Here is a 17,651-nt window from a genome sequence, read left to right as displayed (position 1 = left end):
GCCCAGGCCGCGGTAGCCGAAGCCCGCGAGGACATCCCGACCGATGAACTCGCCCCGGCCGAAGCCGCTGCCAAGGCGGAAGAGGACAAGGCTGAGAAGCCTTGATCGTAGAGTATCCGTAGAGCCACGCCCTGCGTGGCTTGGTTAAGGCAATACGCAGACAGCGGCCGAAAGGCCGCTGTTTGTTTGTGGGATCCAATCCGCCGTAGATCCACGCCCTGCGTGGCTTCGCGATCTCAAACGTGGTCGAAGCCACGCAGGGCGTGGCTCTACGAATGTTTCAGCACCGCGCGCGCAGCCACGCAGGGCGTGGCTCTACGGGGTTTCAGGCGCGCGGTTACAACCCCGGCGCGAACTGCAGGCGTGTCCACACCCCGTAATGGTCCGACGCCCAGCGTCCTTCCGCGTACGGTTCGTCGAACAACAGCCGGGCCTCACGCGCCACCAGCTGGTCCTGCTGGAAGAACACATGGTCGATCCGGCGGGGGGCATCGAAGTAGTGCCGGTTCAAGGTGCTCACCTGCGCCAGCTCGTTGTTCACGTGCACGCTGCCATAGCTGTCACCAAACCGCTGACGCAGCGGACTCAGATCCCCTGCATCCACCTGCGCGTTGAAATCTCCGGCAATCACCACCGGCGCGCCGCCGGAGGTGCGTGCCACGAACGCCAGCAGATCGGCGATCTGCTCGCCGCGGATCTGCTTGCCGGCGTCGTCGGAACGCTCGTTCAGATGGGTGGCGTAAACACTCACCGCCTGCCCGTCCACGTCGATGCGCAGATGCCCCACCGTGCGGTAGTCGGTGCGCGGGGCCAGCAGGTGTTCGTTGCGCGCAAGCACCGGGCGGCGCGTCAGCAACGCATTGCCATAGCGCTTGAAACGTCCGGGCGGGTCGGTGGACACGAACAGATAGTCGTAGCCCAGCTTGCGCGCCAGCCACGCGGCCTGGTTGCGCACGTGCGGCTTCTGGATCACCTCCTGCAGCGCGACCACGTCGGGTTGCAGCCGCTCCAGTTCACGCTGGATCACCCGCCGTCGTTCCGGCCAGTCTTCCCGATCATGGTGCAGATTGAACGTCACCACGCTCAGGCCAGCCGCGTCGGGCTGGGCCGCCGTGGCACTCCCCGCCATTGCCAGGGCAAGCCCGAGCAGCCACACCTGTGGCAATCCGCATACGGCACCGCGCATTACGGTGCCTTGCGTTCGGCGCGTCGCGCCGCCGCCGGAATCTGCACTTCCACCGTGGCCGGCACATGCGCAATACGCAGCTCACCGTTCACCCACTGCGCCGGCTCACCGTTGATGGTGGCCTCGCCCGGTTCGCCCGTGAACGGCCACGGCAGCACCAGTCCGCCCTGCGGGGCCAGCAGACCCGGCTGCACCTGCAGGGTCAACACCTTGTCGGTACGGCTCAGCGCATAGCTCAGCTGCCCGTGCGGGGTGCGCAGGCCCTTGATCGCCACGCCCTTCCCTTCCAGCCAGCGGGTCGGCACGCCGGCGGCCAGCACCAGGCTGTCGTCGACGTCGCGGCTGTAGGCGAACATGTCCAGCGCCGAGCGCACGAAGTCCGAAGCCACCCACGCATGCGGCAGGTCCCCGACAAAGAACGGCTTGCGCGGCGTGCGCGAGACCACTTCTGCCCACTGGTTCCAGGCCTGCGGCGCGCGGTCGTTGAAGAAGAACTGGGTTGCCTGCCAGGCGCGATCACGCCAGCCCAGGCGCACGAACGCGGCCACATTGCGCCACTCGTACGGGGTGTAGTCCTTCCATTCGCGCTTGCCGTCGCGACGCTGCTCGAACTGGGTCCAGTAGCGCTCGAAGGTGTTGTCCAGGTAGGGCTGCGGCAGGCGTCCCTGTTCGCCACCCGGGGCCAGCGCGATGGTGGTCGAGGTGGCATCGAAGTCGCCCAGCTCGGCCGCGCCCGGCAGGTAGTCGATCTTGTGCCGGGCCACCGCCGCGCGCAGCGAGGCATCCAGGTCAGCGCGGAATTCATCGCGCGAGGCACTGATCTGCATCGCTTCCAGCTTGCCCAGTGCCGCAGCGATATCAGCCGCGTCCTTGTAACCGCGCAGCGCCCAGAAGTTGTCCCAGTACGAATGCATCGGCTTGGCCGAATAGCCCTCGTGGCTGATCGACACCGGCATCATTCCGTAGAAGGCGGGATTGCGTGCGCGGTTCTCTTCGGTGCGCTCGCTCAGGCGCAGCTGTTCCATGTATTGATACGCACCCTGCACATGCGGCCACATCAGTTCCAGGAAGGTGGTGTCACCGGTATAACGCCAGTATTCGGCGATGTTGAAGATCAGCTCGCCATGGCTGTCGTTCTCCGGCACCGGGTCGCTGCCGCGTGCATCCACGCAGCACGGCACCTTGCCATTCTCGAACTGATAGGGCGCGTACCAGTTCACGTATTCGCGCACCGCATCGCTGCGGCCCAGCCGCAGCAGCCCTTCGGAAATCATCGCGCCGTCGCGGATCCAGCTGCGCGAATAGGAACGCGTGCCCGGCTGCAGGCTTGGACCGACCCGCGAGATCAGCATGTGCGCCAGCGCGGTGCGCAGGGTGTCGGCCAGCGGCTTGCCCGCCGCCGGCACCTGCAGGGTCACCTGGTCCAGCTTGGTGCGCCACATCGCCGCAACCTGCTGCTGCGCCTTGTCGGCGTCGAAGCCCTTGGGCGTGGTCCAGTTGCCGGTCTGCGGCAGCACCAGCGCCACCTCGCGGGTTTCGCCCGGCTGCAGGGTCCAGCGATAGAGAAGCGCGCCGCTGGCCAGACCGGTCACGTCGCGGACTTCGGTGGTGGTCGGCAGATGGCCACTGGCCAGGTGCATGACCTCCAGCTTGCTGTCGAAGGTGCTGGCAAAGCTGGCATCGGCCGGCTGCAGCGGGAACACGCGCGGCTTGCCGTTGACCTCCACCTGGCCAGGCTCGAAGTCCAACGTGTCGATCCGGCTGAAACCGCCCACGGTATTGAGGAACTGCCGCGGCGGGTTCACCTGCCACGGCCGCACCGCCAGCGCCAGGGTGTACTCGTGCGGCACCTTGTCCGGATTGTGCAGCGCGTAGCGCCCCACCAGCTGTGCATTGTCCGGCCGGCCCTGCACGAAGCCGGTCACCTTCAGCCCCGCCTTCGGGTGCGTCCAGTCCACGCTGGCAATGGGCAGGTAGTCGTCCTGCAGCGACTGCTTCGACTCCACGTCGGCCCAGCTGAGCACCTTCTTGTCGACCACCACGAAGGGCTCGACGCTGAAGCTGGCCTTGGCCACTTCCAGCGCGCCGTCTTCGCCGATCAGCGCCTGCTCCTTGCCGCCGTCCAGGCCCAGCAGGGTCCAGTACGGCTGCTCGCCGCTGAAGCCACGTGGTACCGACCCGCGCGGCAGGTCCGCGCCGACCGATTCGATGAATTCATTGGGAGTGCCGGCAAAATCCAGCGGTTTGATCGCGATGTCACGGATGCCGTAGCGCCAGCTGCGTCCGCCCTGCAGGTCGAAGCGCAGGTAGCGCGCCTCGGTGTCCGGCAATGCCAGCCAGTCGCGGTCGCCGCCACCGCCGGCGGTGATCTCGCGCAGCGTTTTCCAGTCGCGCCCATCACTCGATGCACGCACCAGGTAGCGCGTGGCCTCAAGCCCCGGCACCCACTGGATTACCGCACCGCCGAACTCACGCACCTTGTGCAGGTCCAGGCTGATGGTCTGATCCTGCACGCCGCCGCTGATCCATACCGTGTCGGCCTTGCCGTCCACCAGCCGGCCCTGCAGCGCGGTGGCGGTATCGGCGATCACCGAGGCGGTCAGTGCCGAGGTGTCCACCGGCGGCAGCGGCTGCAGGGTCAGCCGGTCGAAGCACACCGTGCCGCGACCGCCGACCTTGCTGTAGATGGTGAACTCCACCGATTTGCTGTTGGTCAGCGTGGTCTCGGCTGAAGGCCCCCACGCCTTGTCGATCTGGCGCTTGCGGTACTGCACGCCGGTCCAGGTCTTGGGGAAACTGTAGCCCGGGCGATTCACCCACCAGACGTTGTCACCGCTGGCATCGATCAGCTTGACCTGCAGGTCGTTGCCCGGCGAGTCGCCGCGGATCTGGAAGCCCAGCTGGTAGTTGTCCGGCCAGGTGATCGGCAGTTCGCGGCGGATGCCCACATAGCCGGACACCTCGTGGAAGTTGTAGTCCAGGCACAGCGCGCGACCGCCGCCGTTGCCTGCCACGCTGCGCAGCGAACCGCTGACCTGGTCGGAGACCACCAGTTTCCACGCGCCCATGTCGTCGAAGTTGTCCAGCACCTTGACCGCGGCCGGAGCCGCCGGAGGTGCTGCCACCGCCGCCATCGACACCACCGCCCCCAGAACCAGACCTACCGCAACGACGGCACGTTTCACCCTTTGACACTCCCCAGCAGCAGACCTTGGATGTAATAGCGCTGCAGCACCAGGAACAGTGCCAGCACCGGAACCACCGTGACCACCGCGCCGGCCATCATCATTTCCACGTCCATGATGTGTTCGCGCGACAGCGTGGCCAGGGCAACCGGCAGAGTGTAGTGCTCCTGGTCGGTCAGCACGATCAACGGCCACATGAAATCGTTCCAGGCCCCCATGAAGGTGAAGATCGACAGGGTCACCAGCACCGGCTTGAGCATCGGCAGCACGATCTGGAAGAAGATCCGCAGCTCCCCTGCCCCGTCGATGCGGGCAGCTTCCAGCAGTTCATCGGGAATCGAACGCGCGTACTGGCGCACCAGGAAGATGCCGAACACGCTGGCCAGCGCCGGCACCACCACCCCGCCGTAGCTGTTGACCAGCCCCAGCTGCTTCATCAACAGGAACAGCGGCAGCATCGCCACCTGGGCCGGAATCACCAGCGCCGCCAGCAGCAGCTGGAACAGGCGCTCGCGGCCGACGAAGCGCAGCTTGGCGAACGCGTAGCCGGCCATGGTGTTGAGCAGCAGCGAACCGAGAGTGATCGCCAGCGACACCCCCAGGCTGTTGATGAAGTTGTTGCCCATGCCGGTACGGGCAAACAGCTCGTGGTAGTTGTTCGTGGTCACCGAAGAAGGCAGCAGCGGCGGCGGGAAATGCGCCGCCTCACCGGTCGGCATGAACGACACCGACACCATCCACAGCAGCGGGGCCAGGCTGATGGCGGCCAGCACCGCCAGCCCTCCGTTCACCCACCACGCATGCCAGCGCGACTGGCCAATCTCACGACTCATACCAACTGCCTCTTGCGGCCGAAACGCAACATCACGGTGGTGACGGCCAGGATGATCAGGAACAGCAGGAACGCCACCGCCGATGCACGGCCGAGGTTCCACCACTTGAAGCCTTCTTCAAACATGAAGTACAGCACGCTGACCGTGCTCTGCAGTGGGTCGCCACGGGTCATCACGTAGGGCTCGGCGAACAGCTGGAAGTAGCCCGACACGGTAATCACGCCGACCACCAGCAGCACCGGCCCCAGCATCGGCAGGGTGATGTGCAGGAACTGCTTCCAGCGCGAGGCCCCGTCAATGCGCGCCGCCTCGTACAAGTCATGCGGAATCGCCTGCAGGCCGGCCAGGAAGATCACCATGTTGTAGCCGAAGTTCTTCCACACCGCGAACAGCATGATGGTCGGCATGGCCCAGTTGGGGTCGCCCAGCCAGTCGATCGGGTCGATGCCGATCTGGCCCAGCCCGTAGTTCACCAGCCCGTAGCTGGTGTGGAACAGATAACGCCAGATCACCGCCACCGCCACCAGCGTGGTCACCACCGGGGCGAACAGCGCGGTGCGGAACAGGGCCTTGAAGCGCGCCGCCGGGGCGTTGAGCAGCATCGCCGCGCCCAGCGACACCGCAATCGACATCGGCACGCCAACGATCACGAAGTAGGTGGTGTTCCACAGCGACTTCCAGAACATCGGCGTCTGCAGCAGGTCGATGTAGTTGCCCAGCCCGACAAAGCGCAGGTTGGCTCCGTCGGCCAGGGCATACAGGTCGAAGTCGGTGATGCTCAGCGCCAGCGCCGACGCCACCGGCAGGCCGAAGAACACGCCGATCACCACCAGCGCCGGGCCGGCGAACAGCCAGCCGATCAGGGAACGCTGCTTCATGGCTGCACCTCCGCCTTCGCCGCCTGCTGCTGCTCGAACATCCAGCGGCGCTTGGCCAGCACCTTGTCCACGCGGTCATCCAGCTCGGTCACCGCCTTGTCCTGGTCCATGCCGCCGCGTACCACCTTTTCGGTGACGATGCGCATCTCCTGCACGATCCGCTCCCACTCCAGCACCTTCGGCGTGGCGCGCACGCGCTCCAACTGGTCACGGAACGGCTGCGCCAGCGGGTCGTTGGCCAGCGACGGGTGTTCCCAGGTGCTGCGGCGCGGCGGCAGGTCGCCGATGATGGAATGGAAACGCTGCTGGATATCCGGACGCGACAGGAACTCGATCAGCTTCCACGACGCTTCCTTCTGCTGCGAGGAACGGAAGATGACCAGGCTGGTGCCGCCGGCAATGCCCGCGCCCAGGCCGTCCGGACCGGGCAGCGCGGCGGTGCCCCACTTCCCTTCCAGCTCCTTGGGCTGCAGCTTCTTGAACTCGCGGATGTTCCACGGGCCGGACAGATAGAACACGTTGAAGCCGCGGAAGAACTCGTCCCACACGTTGCTGATCTGCGTCTCGGACATGCGCGGAGCCCAGCCCTGCGCGAACATGTTCTCGTAGAACGCCAGGGTGCGACGGAAGCCGGGGCTGCGGAAATTGCCGCGGGTATCGTGGTCGCGCAGCAGCGGGTCGGGCTGCTGCAGGGCGAACGACAGCTGCTGCTCGAACTCGTTGATCGGCATCAGCACCGCGTAGCGGTTCGGCCCCTGCATCTTCTTGATGTCCGCCATCATCTGGTTCCATTCGTCCCAGGTTTTCGGCGGATGGTCGTGGCCGGCCTTGGCCAGCAGGTCCTTGCGGTAATACAGCAGGCGGGTGTCCACGTACCACGGCACGCCGACCAGCTCATCGTGGATCACGTTGGTGTCCCAGATGCCCTGGAAGTAGTCGGCCGGGTCCACCACCTTCGACTGCGCCACGAACGGCTTCAGCGGGGTCAGCGTGTTGAGTTCGGCAAACTCCGGAATCCAGGTGTTGCCGAGCTGGCACACGTCCGGCAGGCCGTCGGCGGCAAACGCCGTCAGCAGCTTCTCGTGCGCGGCGGTCCACGGAATGTTCTGCACATCCACGTGGATGCCCGGATTCTCCGCTTCAAACTCGCGGATCAACCCACTCACCACTTCGGCCTCGCGGCCCATCGCCCAGAAGCGCACGGTGACGCCTTCAGGCTCCTTGCGGCAGGCACTCAACAACAGGCTGCCAATCACCAGCAGCAACAAAGTCACCCAACGGCGGGGACGCAAAATCACGGGCACTGCTTACTTTCCTTGCGGCTGGCTGCGGTTGTTGTTGGCATTGTTCTTCTGTTCCTGGGCCGCCGCCGCACGCGATTCGGCGATGCCGATCGAGCGCGCTGCGGCTGCTTTTTCATCCTTCTGCAGCGCCAGCGGCGCTTCCTCGCCGTCCGGGGTCAGCCACCCGCCACTGAAACCGGCGCGCTCGAGGCCGCGGCGGATATGCGGATTGGTCTTCATGACGTCCCAGACGAAGTCGTTGCGATAGTTGGCGATCATGGTCAGGATCGGCCCCTGGTCGATGCCAATGTAATCACTGGCCACCCAGCCGCGGTCCGGCACCATGCGCCCGGTCTTGATCGGAATGTCGAAGGTGAAGCTGGGGTTGAACGAGTCCAGGAAGCCGTAGCTGGAATACAGGTAGTCGCCGTAGCGCTTGTGCATTTCCAGCGTGGCCGGAATCACCTCTTCCGGGGCGAACACCACCGAGGAGATCGCCGCGGTCGGCGCGATGGTGCCATCGTCGAAGTTCTCGCGCAGGCCGGCACCGCGCGAAGAATAGTGGCGGAACTGTCGCTGCTCGCCACGGAATTCCTGGGTGGTGTTCTGCGGGCCGTCGCTGGCGGTCAGGCCCCACACGTTCTCGCCGTACTCCTTCCAGTTCATCGGGTTGGCAATGGCATATTCGCGCTGCGCCAATGCCGCCGAACGGCTGTTGAGGAAGTAGGTGCTGCCACGCTCGCGCATGTAGGCGTCCTGGATGTCGCGGAAGTCGATCCAGACGTGGGTGTACTGGTGACCGAACAGCGGTCCGAACGACAGGTATTCCTGGCCCTGGAACACGCCCCAGTCGTTGTCATAGGTACGCGTCCACACCGTCCAGGCGTCCGGGCTGACCGGGTGCGTGGGCGAACCCAGTGCCAGGATGTAGACCATCATGGCTTCGTTGTAGCCCATCCAGTCGTGGTCGATGAACCCGCTTTCCGGGAACCAGCCCATCGAAATCAGCGGCGAACGCTGCTGCAGCCACGGCCAGTCCACGCGCTTGTACAACGTGTCGGCGATGGCGCGGATCTCTTTTTCGCGTGGGTCGTCGCCGGTGTAGTACGACTGCGCGAACAGCACGCCCATCATCAGCAGCGCGGTGTCCACGCTGGACAGTTCCACCCAGCTGTCATAGCGGTGGCCGGTCTGCATGTCCAGGAAGTGGTAATAGAAGCCTTTGTACGCGCCCTTGCCGGTGCGCTGCGGGCCGCTGGACAGGTCACGGAAGAACTTGAGCGTGGTCAGGGTGCGGTCCACCGCCTGGGTGCGGCTGACCCAGCCGTTTTCCACGCCGATCGGGTAAGCGGTCAACGCATAGCCCACCGCCGCGATGCTGGCGAACGGGCGCGAAGGATAACGGTCCGGGCTGAGCCCGTTGACCTCGTTGGTGGTGTCCCAGAAGAACTGGAAGGTGCGGCGTTCAATGTCATCGAACAGCGGCGGCAGTTCCGGTTTCATCGGGCGCGGGGGGGCGTCGGCTTCGATCAGGATCACCGGCGGCTTGGGTTTGGCGGGCGTGGGTTCTGCCTGCGGCTTGCAGCCTGCCACGGCCATCGCCAGCACTGCCATTGCCAATACGCGCGTTGCCTTCATCGTGCCTGCCCTCCTGGGAATACGGTTTCCACGTCAGCATACCGGCCCGTGGAGTGAAATCGTTTACAGGTGAAACGCTTAAAAAACCGGTTCACCCCCGGTTGGCGGGGGGACCGGTTTGCCGTCGTGACACGCGGGGCGTGTCACCTACGGTGCATCTATCCCGTAGGTGACACGCCCTGCGTGTCACCCCGGAACTTCACATCACGCTTAGAAGCGGAAGCCCACTTCGGCCTTCACCTGGCGCGGCGTACCGACGATGTCGCCGGTTTCGTTGTAGCTCGCCAGCAGCTTCCCGTTCGACTTGGTGTAGTTGAAGTTGGAGAAGTTGTCGAAGTTGAACACGTTGATGATGTCGATACGTGCGTACAGCTCGGTATCGCCCGGCATCTTGAACGTCTTCGTCGCCTGCAGGTCGACCGAGCGGTAGCCCCAGATCTTGCCACCGACCAGGAACTTGCCGTTGCCCTGCGCAACCGCCGCACCCGGGGTCGGCAGGTCATAGCCGCTGGCCTGGGTGACCGGGTACCAGTCGTTCACCGCGGTCGGGGTGGCCAGGGTGATCTTGCCGCCGAAAGTGATGTCCCAGAAACCGGCATACGAACCGGTCAGCACGATGCGGTGACGCGGCGCGCCGTTGGAACGGATGGTCGGGTAATCACCGATCACGCCGCGGTCAAACGCGTAATGCTCGTTGATGTCGCGGTTGTGGCGGGCGGTGGTCCAGGTGTAGGCGATCGAGGTGCCCCAGCCGCTTTCCTTGGTGAACGGCTTCTGCGCCGACAGCAGCACCTGGGTCGCACGGGTCTTGATGCCCTGCTGGCCGATGATCAGGCTGCCGAAGCCCGGCACGTTGCAGCTCCACGCCTGGCCCAGGCCCGGCGAGGTGCCACCGCACAGGCGCGGGTCGTCGAAGAACTGGCCGGTCGGGTAACGGTTGCCCAGGGTGAAGGCGAAGCCGTCATAGGTCAGCGTACGGGCGATGGTGGCGTCGGTCAGCCAGTCGCCGATCTGGTTGCTCATGCCCAGGCTGAACTGGTCCGCGTACGGAGCCTTCAGGTTGTTGTTGAGCAGATCCACTTCCAGGCCGGCGTTGCTGGTGGAACCCAGCAGTGCCTGCAGGCCCTGGATGTTGCCCATCAGCGCCGGATCCCAGTCGTAGCAGGCCGGCTGGCCGTTCAGGCAGGCACCGGTGGCCGGGTTGCGGAAGTACACGGTCGGCTGCGGCAGGGCCAGCTTGGTGGTTTCCAGCTGCAGATAGTCAAACAGGTCGCGGTCATACGAACGACCGGCACCGCCGTGGATCACGTGCATCTCGTCGGCATTGATGTCATACGAGAAGCCCAGGCGCGGCTGCCAGGCGTCCTTGAACGCCTTGCGGTTGTTGCCGGTGCTGATGTAGTCGTTGATGTTCAGGCCGCTCAGCGCCAGGGTCTGCGCGTAGGTCTGGCCGGCCGCAGCGCGCGGATCCTGCGAATACAGCGCCGCCACCACTTCCGGCGGGGTCACGAAGTCCAGGTAGGTCGGGTTCTTTTCGTAGTCCCAGCGCAGGCCCAGGTTCAGTTGCAGGTGGTCATTGACCTGCCAGTCGTCCTGGATGAACAGGCCGATCTGCTTCACCTTCGAACGCACTTCGCCGGACACGCCGGTGACGCCGGTGACCGGCTTCACGAACTGCGCCTTGTACGGAATGTTGTCCGGGAAGTCCGGGTCGCCCAGGGTGTAGGAGTACTGCGGATTGATCTGCGCGGCATCGGACGCGTACAGATCGATTTCCTTGTACTTCGCACCCATCTTGATGGTGTGGTCGCCGGCGAACTCGATGCCGTTGAGGGTCAGGTTGTCTTCAATCGACCAGCCCTTCTGGCCCTTCACCTGCGCGTCCAGCGCCGAAGCGCCGCCGATCTTGACCAGGATGCGTTCGTCGGTGCCGTCCGGTGCGGTGTAGGTGATGCCCGGGCCGAGGGTCAGCGGGTACGGGTTGTTGAACGAGTCTTCGTGGGTGACCATCAACTCGTTGTAGAAACGCTCACCGCTGTGGTTCCAGCGCAGCGCGTAACGACGGTCGGTGTTGATGGTTTCCTTGCCGGCCGACGGCGCAGTCTGGCCGCTGAACTGCTGCTGGGTTTCGTCGCGGTCCTGGAAGGTCAGTTCGATGCGGTCATAGTCGGTCGGCTCGAAGTCGATCTTGGCGAAGATCAGGTCCTGCTCGAACGGCTGGCTGGCCGGGCCCAGGCCCGCGGCAGCTTCGGCCGGCAGCAGGCCGACGCGGTTGGTGACCGAGCCTTCCGGTGCGATGGTCACCGGCAGGTCGAAGCGCTTGGCTTCATAGGTGACGAAGAAGTGCGCCTTGTCCTTGACGATCGGGCCGCCCAGGGCGAAGCCGTATTCCTTCTCGGCCGAGACCTGCTTGGTCTTGCCTTCCTGGCGCTCGGCCGGGGTCATCGCACGCATGTCTTCGTCGGTGTAGCGGTAGAACGCCTCACCCTTGAATTCGTTGGTACCGGACTTGGTCGCCGCGGTCACCGCCGCACTGGAGACCTGGCCATACTCGGCCTTGTAGTTGCCGCTGATCACCTTGTATTCGCCGATGGCCAGCTGCGGGAACGGATTGCCCGCGCTGCCGGACTGGCCGGCCACGCCGCCGCCCTTGACGTAGCTCTTCTGGCCCACGCCGTCGATGTAGACGTTGGTGCCGTCGGCATTGGTCGCACCGCCGCGCAGCGAGGTGTTGCCCTTCGCATCACGGGTGAAGATCATGCCCGGCACCGCGTCGGCGAATTCCAGGAAGTTGCGCGACACCTGCGGGGTGGTCTGGATCTGCTGCAGGCTGACCGTCTTGCCCACTTCGGAAGTACGCACTTCCTGCAGCAGGGTCGGCGCAACCACGTTCACCGTGTCCAGGTTGGTCGCATTGGCGGTGGAGCCGTTGGCCGGCGCGCCGCTGAAATTGAGGGTCGCGGTCGACGCAACCGTCACCGTCACCTTCTGGGTCTGGCCATTGGCAACCACGTCATACGTGCCCGGGTCCAGGCCCATCAGCGAGTAGCTGCCATCGGCACGCGTGGTGGCGCGGCGGACGGTACCGGTGGCCGTGTTGGTGGCGGTCACTTCGGTGCCGGCTTCGGCCGAGGCCACCTGGCCGCGTAACGACGAAGTGGCCGACTGCGCCATCAGGCTCGGGGCTGCGCCCAGCATCAGGCAGCTGACCAGTGCGCTCGTCAGCAGGCGACGTGCCGGCTGGCGGGTGCGGTGATTGGAATACGTCATGCGAAAATCTCCGGGTGGTGGTGGCCGTCATTGCGGCCGCCTTTCGTTTTTTATATGACAGCGTGGTTTACGAGGTGGTGCGGGTACCGCTTGAATCGCGCACGATAAGACGAGGCACAAGCGTGTGCTTGTACCCTGCCGTTTCCGTGGTGTTGCCATCCATCAACTGCAGCAGACGCGTCATCGCCTTATCGCCAAGCTCAGCGATACTCACCTGCATCGTTGTCAACGAAGGGTGAACAAAGCGCGCCAGTGGAATGTCATCGAAGCCCGCCAGCGCCACATCGGCCGGCACGCGCACGCCCGCTTGAGCGAAGGCATACAGGCAGCCGAGCGCCATCATGTCGTTGGCCGCGAACACCGCATCGGGCAGTGCGCCGGCCGCCAGCAGCTCCTGTCCGGCACGATGACCGGAGGCTTCATCGAAATCGCCCGGCAGCTCGATACCTTCCGCGCCATTACCGAATTCGGCAATCGCATCGCGGAAACCGCGCAGGCGTTCGCGCGCGTCGAAGTTCAGGTCGGGACCGGCGATGAAGGCGATGCGGCGGTGGCCCGCGTCGAGCAGATGACGGGTCATCGCCACGGCACCGGCGTGATCGTCAATGCTCAGCACCGGGTGGTCCTCGCCGGGCAGATAGGTGTTGATCAGCACCGTCGGCAGCGACTGCGGCAGGTTGTCGGTCAGGAAGTCCGGGCTTTCCGCATACGGGGAAAGCACCAGCAGGCCGTCCACGCGGCCGCGCATCGCGCGCAGGGCCGCGCCCTGCTGCTCCTGGTCGCCGTGGTAGCTGGACACCAGCAGATGCTGGCGACGCGCACGCGCGACCTGGTCGATGCCGCGCATCAGTTCTGAGAAGAATTCGCCGTACAGGTCCGGCAGCACCACCCCGATGGTGTTGGTGCGGCGGCTGCTCAGGCTGCGCGCGGCCGCATGCGGGGTGTAGCGCAGGCGCGCAGCCACCTCCAGCACCAGCTTGCGCACTGGCTCGGCGACATTTTCGTGCCCGTTGAGAGCGCGCGAAACCGTGGCCACAGAGACACGGGCTTCCCGCGCGACATCCTTGATGGTGATCGCTGCCTTGTTCACTTCGCCGCCCTCCACGGCTTAGAGATCTGGGCTTGGCGCGGAATGTAAGCGTTTTCAAACCCCGATGTAAACACTACGTTAGGTGAATGTCGCATGGTCGTAACCTCGGCGTGTCTTGTGGGGAACGTCCCGGGACTTGCCAGGACAAGGCAGGACAAGGGTTTCAGGGTTTTGTGACCGGGGTCTCGGCGCGGATGGACAGCGCATGGATATCGGTGTCCATCATCGTGCCCAGCGCGGCATAGACCGCCCGGTGGCGCGCCAGCGGCAGCTTGCCCTCGAAGGCCGCGCTGACGATATACACATTGAAATGCCCGCGCCCGTCCTTCGCGCCGGCGTGGCCGGCGTGGCGGTGGCTGTCGTCCTCGATCTCCAGCAGTTCCGGGTCCAGCGCCGCCTGCAGCGCGGCGCGGATGCGCTCCACCCTCCCTGCATTCATGGCAGCACCTTGCGGAACGGGCGCACTTCGGTGCGCACATAGACGCCGGCGTCCACGTAAGGGTCGGCGGCGGCCCAGTCCTGTGCGGCCTCGAGTGAGGCGAACTCGGCAATCACCACACTGCCGCTGAACCCTGCCGGGCCCGGATCTTCGCTGTCGATGGCCGGGCATGGGCCCGCCAGCAGCAGCCGGCCTTCGTCACGCAGGGCGGTCAACCGGGCCAGGTGCGCGGGGCGCGCCGCCAACCGTGCCGCCAACACGTCGGTTCCGTCATAGCCTTCAATCACATACAGCACGGGCAACTCCAGGGGGTGACCTTAACAAACGCGTGGATTCTAGCCTGCCCGGCTGGACAGAGGCCCGGTAACGGCTTACTCTTCACCTTATTGCACGTGGCTGGACGCAGCAGCCCCGTCGGTTCCGGCCCCTTCGGCCGCCGACGACCGACCCGCTGCCCCACACCGGTACACGTAGACGACCTCCCTGTAGTTATGTCGCTGCCCCATGCGGCGCGCCCTGCTGTTTGTAGTGTGGAAACCACGCCGGTCCTGGCGTGCCATGCCGCTCATGTTCCTGCTTTCCGGCCCTGCCGGCGGCGGGTGTGGTCCGGCGAACGGTCCGATGCAATCCAGACATCACGCTTGATGACTTCCGAACTCGCGTCCGACGCGAACCCGCAAACCCGGCCGACCGCCCCGCAGCAGCAGGAAATGCCGCTGGCCGTGGTGCATGGGCAGCCGGTGCTGCAGATTCCGCAGGACCTGTACATTCCGCCGGATGCGCTGGAAGTCATCCTGGATGCCTTTGAAGGCCCGCTCGATCTGCTGCTGTACCTGATCCGCCGCCAGAACCTGGACATCCTGGACATCCCCGTCGCCGAGATCACCCGGCAGTACGTGGAGTACATCAATGTCATGCAGGAGCTGCGCTTCGAGCTGGCCGCCGAGTACCTGGTCATGGCGGCGATCCTGGCCGAAGTGAAGTCGCGCATGCTGCTGCCGCGCCCGCCCAGCGCCGAAGGCGAGGAAGCCGACCCGCGTGCGGAACTGGTGCGCCGGCTGCAGGAGTACGAACGATTCAAGCAGGCCGCCGAAGATATCGACGCCCTGCCCCGTCAGGACCGCGACACCAGCCTGGCGCATGCCTTCGTTCCCGACCGCGCGGCGGTGAAGCTGCCGCCGCCGGTGGATCTGAAGGAAATGCTGCTGGCCCTGCACGACGTGCTCAAGCGCGCCGAGCTGTTCACCGGCCACGCCATCAAACGCGAGGCGCTGAGTGTGCGCCAGCGCATGGGCGACGTGCTGGGCCGTCTGGAAGACGGCAGGTTCTACCGCTTTGAAACGCTGTTCACCGCCGAGGAAGGCAAGCTCGGCGTGCTGGTGACCTTCCTGGCCCTGCTGGAACTGGCCAAGGAGCAGCTGCTGGACATCGTGCAGGAAGCCCCGCTGGCCCCGATCTACGTCAAGTCGCTGGCCCTGGGCAACACCAACGAACCGCTGCAGTTCAACAGCGAATTCGACGACAACGACGCCGCCAACGAAACCGAGTGAGCCCCGTTCACGCATGGATCAACCGCTGATCAACCGCATTGTCGAAGGCGCGCTGCTGGCCTCCAGCCAGCCGCTCACCCTCGCCCAGCTGCAGGGCCTGTTCCCGGAAGAGGAACCGGCACCGCCGGGCAGCATCGAGCGCGCACTGGAAATCCTGCGCGACGGCTGCGCCGACCGCGGCGTGGAGCTGGTCGAGGTCGCCTCCGGCTTCCGCTTCCAGGTCACCAACGAAGTGCACGGCTACATCACCCGGCTGTGGACCGAACGCAAGACCCGTTACACCCGCGCCACCCTGGAAACCCTGGCGCTGATCGCCTACCGCCAGCCTATCACCCGCGGCGAGATCGAGCAGGTGCGTGGCGTGGCGGTGAGCAGCAACATCATCCAGGCGCTGGAAGAGCGCGAGTGGATCCGCGTGGTCGGCCACCGTGACGTGCCCGGCAAGCCGGCCCTGTTCGGCACCACCAAGGGCTTCCTGGACTACTTCGGGCTCAAGCGCCTGGACGAACTGCCGCCGCTGTCGGAACTGCGTGACCTCGGCGAACTGGAACCGCAGCTGCCACTCGACAGCGACGGCCAGCCGGCCGGGAAGATCGCCGCCGGCGTTGACGTAGAGCCGGGCTCTGCCCGGCTGGACGCGCCGACGCAACCTGACAGCCAGGTAGAGCCGGGCTCTGCCCGGCTGGACGCGCCGACGCAACCTGACAGCCAGGTAGAGCCCGGCTCTACGTCGGACGCACCGATTGCCACGGATGAACCGGGCACCGCCGACACCGGCGACACCCGCCGCATGAACCGCCTCGACCGCTTCTCGGCCCGACTGGCGCAAAACGACGAAGAAACCGACAATACGCACGACCCCGAATCCAACGCGCCGCCGTCACTCCCCGACAGCGACGACGAACCCGATACCGCGCCGGGAACACGCGCGGCGCATCCGAACGAAACCGAAAACAACGCCGTCGCGACGACGACCGTGGCTGTTGACGAAGCCGATCCCGAACCAGAGGCCGACGAAACGTCGCCGGCCGGAGCCAAGTAAATGAGTGACACCCCTCGCAAGCTGTCGTTGAACAAGCTTTCGCTCAAGCGCGAAACCGCCACCGAACAGCCCAAGCTCGAAGAGCGCCTGCACAAGGTCCTGGCCCAGGCCGGCCTCGGCTCGCGCCGCGCGCTGGAACAGCGCATTGCCGACGGCCTGGTCAAGGTCAACGGCGAAGTCGCGCAGACCGGTCAGTCCATCAAGAGTGGCGACAAGGTCGACCTGGATGGCCGTGGTTTCGTCGCCACCGCACTGACCGAAAACTCGCGCGTGCTCGCCTATAACAAGCAGGAAGGCGAAGTCACCACCCGCGAGGACCCCGAAGGTCGCCCGACCGTGTTCGAAGCGCTGCCGGCCCTGAAGGGCGCGCGCTGGATCGCCATCGGCCGCCTCGACATCAACACCACCGGCCTGCTGCTGGCCACCACCGACGGTGAACTGGCCAACGCCATGATGCACCCCTCGTTCGAGGTGGAGCGCGAGTACGTGGTGCGCGTGCGTGCCCCGGAAGGCGAAGACAAGGTCCCCGACAACATCGTCGACCGTCTCGCCCGTGGCGTGGCGCTGGACGACGGCCCGGCCAAATTCGATGAAATCGAGCGCATTGGCGGTACCGATTCGCACGACTGGTTCCGCGTCGTGGTGAAGGAAGGCCGCAACCGCGAAGTGCGCCGCCTGTGGGAGTCGCAGGGCTGCCAGGTGAGCCGCCTGAAGCGTACCCGCTACGGCAAGGTCAGCCTGCCGCGCGAACTGCTGCGCGGCCAGTGGATTGAACTGCCGGCCAAGCAGGTCGAGCAGCTGCGCGCCGAACTGAAGCTGGAAGAAGGCGCACCGTCGGCGCTGACCCTGCAGCCGGTGATCGGCCAGCGTCGTGCGGCCAAGACCACCGTGCGCGTCTCGCGCGATGGAGCCCGTGGCAACGCCTACGTCAACGGCAACAACGTGGCCGATGAAGGCCGCGAACTGCGCCGCTTCGACAACGTGCGCGAAGACCGCGGCCGTGGTCGCGGTGGCAAGGGCGGCGGCTTCAAGGGCGGCCTGACCGTCAGCGGCGAAGCGGCAGCCAAGCAGTCGCAGCGCCCGTTCAAGCAGCGCCAGGACAAGAACAGCCGTGCCCTGCCGGAAGGCAACCCGGCCGCGTTCCGCAGCTGGTACGTGCCCGATGGCGTCAGCACCGGTCCGAGCAACCACCGTAATGCCGGTCCTGGCGCAGCCCGTGGCCCCGGCGCGCGTGGCCCGGGTGCCGGTGGCCAGGGC

General features: G+C 65.6%; 12 protein-coding genes and 1 pseudogene. 3 read left to right on the top strand and 10 right to left on the bottom strand.

Annotated elements, in window-relative coordinates; translation table 11 throughout:
* Positions 1 to 337: 337 nt before the first annotated feature.
* The 10 genes from EGJ34_RS14695 to EGJ34_RS14650 form a co-directional block, all read right to left on the bottom strand.
* On the bottom strand, positions 338 to 1,129 hold the full coding sequence (locus EGJ34_RS14695; protein WP_260477013.1) for an endonuclease/exonuclease/phosphatase family protein: 792 nt from the start codon (positions 1,127 to 1,129) through the stop codon (positions 338 to 340).
* A 56-nt stretch (positions 1,130 to 1,185) separates the two neighbouring features.
* Positions 1,186 to 4,320: a discoidin domain-containing protein gene (locus EGJ34_RS14690; RefSeq protein ID WP_185750187.1), complete on the bottom strand. Its 3,135-nt coding sequence runs from the start codon at positions 4,318 to 4,320 to the stop codon at positions 1,186 to 1,188.
* Between the two features lie 47 nt (positions 4,321 to 4,367).
* Positions 4,368 to 5,204 (bottom strand): carbohydrate ABC transporter permease, encoded by an 837-nt coding sequence (locus EGJ34_RS14685; protein ID WP_125361206.1) that lies wholly within the window; start codon positions 5,202 to 5,204, stop codon positions 4,368 to 4,370.
* The gene (locus EGJ34_RS14680; protein WP_125361205.1) at positions 5,201 to 6,082 is read right to left on the bottom strand and encodes a sugar ABC transporter permease; all 882 of its coding nucleotides are present in this window, start codon (positions 6,080 to 6,082) and stop codon (positions 5,201 to 5,203) included. Before EGJ34_RS14680 ends, EGJ34_RS14685 begins: the two co-directional genes overlap by 4 nt.
* On the bottom strand, positions 6,079 to 7,356 hold the full coding sequence (locus tag EGJ34_RS14675; RefSeq protein WP_125361209.1) for a sugar ABC transporter substrate-binding protein: 1,278 nt from the start codon (positions 7,354 to 7,356) through the stop codon (positions 6,079 to 6,081). The genes EGJ34_RS14680 and EGJ34_RS14675 overlap by 4 nt, the downstream gene beginning before the upstream one ends.
* Before the next feature lie 33 nt (positions 7,357 to 7,389).
* The gene (locus EGJ34_RS14670; RefSeq protein WP_125361204.1) at positions 7,390 to 9,003 is read right to left on the bottom strand and encodes a glucoamylase family protein; all 1,614 of its coding nucleotides are present in this window, start codon (positions 9,001 to 9,003) and stop codon (positions 7,390 to 7,392) included.
* A gap of 210 nt (positions 9,004 to 9,213) precedes the next feature.
* Positions 9,214 to 12,273, bottom strand: a complete 3,060-nt coding sequence (locus tag EGJ34_RS14665; RefSeq protein WP_125361203.1) for a TonB-dependent receptor — start codon at positions 12,271 to 12,273, stop codon at positions 9,214 to 9,216.
* A 67-nt stretch (positions 12,274 to 12,340) separates the two neighbouring features.
* Positions 12,341 to 13,378: a LacI family DNA-binding transcriptional regulator gene (locus EGJ34_RS14660; protein ID WP_125361202.1), complete on the bottom strand. Its 1,038-nt coding sequence runs from the start codon at positions 13,376 to 13,378 to the stop codon at positions 12,341 to 12,343.
* 148 nt (positions 13,379 to 13,526) lie between these two features.
* Positions 13,527 to 13,802, bottom strand: a complete 276-nt coding sequence (locus EGJ34_RS14655) for a BolA family protein (RefSeq protein ID WP_125361201.1) — start codon at positions 13,800 to 13,802, stop codon at positions 13,527 to 13,529.
* Positions 13,799 to 14,098 (bottom strand): YciI family protein, encoded by a 300-nt coding sequence (locus EGJ34_RS14650; protein WP_125361200.1) that lies wholly within the window; start codon positions 14,096 to 14,098, stop codon positions 13,799 to 13,801. Before EGJ34_RS14650 ends, EGJ34_RS14655 begins: the two co-directional genes overlap by 4 nt.
* A gap of 348 nt (positions 14,099 to 14,446) precedes the next feature.
* Here EGJ34_RS14650 and EGJ34_RS14645 point away from each other — a divergent pair, with 348 nt between their 5' ends.
* The 3 genes and pseudogenes from EGJ34_RS14645 to EGJ34_RS14635 all read left to right on the top strand — a co-directional run.
* Complete coding sequence (locus EGJ34_RS14645; RefSeq protein WP_125361199.1) at positions 14,447 to 15,352, top strand: ScpA family protein; 906 nt, start codon at positions 14,447 to 14,449, stop codon at positions 15,350 to 15,352.
* A 13-nt stretch (positions 15,353 to 15,365) separates the two neighbouring features.
* A pseudogene (gene scpB, locus EGJ34_RS14640) lies at positions 15,366 to 16,402 on the top strand (SMC-Scp complex subunit ScpB).
* Positions 16,395 to 17,651, top strand: a 1,257-nt coding sequence (locus tag EGJ34_RS14635; RefSeq protein ID WP_148100505.1) for a pseudouridine synthase, incomplete at its 3' end; no start/stop codon positions are given. The pseudogene scpB and the gene EGJ34_RS14635, both read left to right, overlap by 8 nt.

This window comes from Stenotrophomonas sp. 278 (genome assembly GCF_003935715.1).
In the GTDB taxonomy this organism is placed as follows: Bacteria; Pseudomonadota; Gammaproteobacteria; order Xanthomonadales; family Xanthomonadaceae; genus Stenotrophomonas; species Stenotrophomonas maltophilia_AH.
This window is presented reverse-complemented; position numbering and strand designations above follow the sequence as displayed.

Bases quoted from the DNA above. Each gene is read 5' to 3' on its own strand.
- EGJ34_RS14695 (WP_260477013.1), bottom strand. From the start codon at position 1,129: ATGGCGGGGAGTGCCACGGCGGCCCAGCCCGACGCGGCTGGCCTGAGC.
- EGJ34_RS14690 (WP_185750187.1), bottom strand. From the start codon at position 4,320: ATGGCGGCGGTGGCAGCACCTCCGGCGGCTCCGGCCGCGGTCAAGGTG.
- EGJ34_RS14685 (WP_125361206.1), bottom strand. From the start codon at position 5,204: ATGAGTCGTGAGATTGGCCAGTCGCGCTGGCATGCGTGGTGGGTGAAC.
- EGJ34_RS14680 (WP_125361205.1), bottom strand. From the start codon at position 6,082: ATGAAGCAGCGTTCCCTGATCGGCTGGCTGTTCGCCGGCCCGGCGCTG.
- EGJ34_RS14670 (WP_125361204.1), bottom strand. From the start codon at position 9,003: ATGAAGGCAACGCGCGTATTGGCAATGGCAGTGCTGGCGATGGCCGTG.
- EGJ34_RS14665 (WP_125361203.1), bottom strand. From the start codon at position 12,273: ATGACGTATTCCAATCACCGCACCCGCCAGCCGGCACGTCGCCTGCTG.
- EGJ34_RS14655 (WP_125361201.1), bottom strand. From the start codon at position 13,802: ATGAATGCAGGGAGGGTGGAGCGCATCCGCGCCGCGCTGCAGGCGGCG.
- EGJ34_RS14645 (WP_125361199.1), top strand. From the start codon at position 14,447: ATGACTTCCGAACTCGCGTCCGACGCGAACCCGCAAACCCGGCCGACC.